At 48.4% G+C, this 833-nt stretch carries 2 pseudogenes; both read left to right on the forward strand.

The features are described 5' to 3' along the window. Positions 1-271 (forward strand): annotated as a pseudogene (locus BG74_RS16980) (FAD-dependent 2-octaprenylphenol hydroxylase); the annotation flags it as partial. A gap of 241 nt (positions 272-512) precedes the next feature. Next, positions 513-833: pseudogene (gene gcvT, locus BG74_RS16985) on the forward strand (glycine cleavage system aminomethyltransferase GcvT); the annotation flags it as partial.

Raw genomic sequence — 833 nt, forward strand, 5'->3', positions numbered from 1 at the left:
ACGGCGGCTGAGAAAAGCCGGCAAGGATATCGGCCATTACCCCTACCTGAGGCGCTACGAGCGCAGCCGCAAACACAGCGCCGCGCTGATGCTGGCGGGTATACAGGGGGTTTGTGAGCTTTTCGCCGGCCAGCAGGCGCTAAAGAGATGGGTCCGCGACGCCGGTTTGCTACTGGTGGATACGTTACCCGGCGTTAAGCCTCGCTTCATCAAGCAGGCGATGGGATTGAACGATTTACCTGCCTGGCTGGCAGCTGAGCCCTTTGACTGAATTATTCTAATTTTACCGTTCCTTTTGGATTACATTTTCTAATCCGATACCTAAACCCTATCTGGGATTAAAAAGCATTGGTGGGTTTTTTGTAATTAAACTTCTCTTTTTATCCATTGCGATGCCTGTTTCGTGCGCTGAAATCCTCTTATTATGCAGTATAATATCTCGGCTGGCTTTCCTTATCTTTCACGTGTCTTTTCCAGCGGTTGATAATTTAAATTATGATTTCCACCGCAAAATGGTGGATTTCCACGGATTGGATGATTCTGATCCACTATAGTTCCTAACTGGATGAATACCATCAGGTGCGGCGTGATACCTGCATGTTCGACGTGTCCCATATGACCACCGTTATCGACTGTAGCAAGGCCGCACACCCGTGATTTCTGTGCCATGCTAGTCAATGATGTCGCCAAGCTGGCGATGATAGGCAAAGCCCTTTACACTGGCATACTTAAATGCCTCTGGCAGGGTGATAGATGATCTTCGTCTATTTTCCTTTCCGAAACTGAGTTTCGCCTGGTGGTGAATTCCGCTACTCGCGACAAAGACATTGAAT

The sequence above is a fragment of the Sodalis-like endosymbiont of Proechinophthirus fluctus genome (assembly GCF_001602625.1).
Taxonomy (GTDB): domain Bacteria; phylum Pseudomonadota; class Gammaproteobacteria; order Enterobacterales; family Enterobacteriaceae.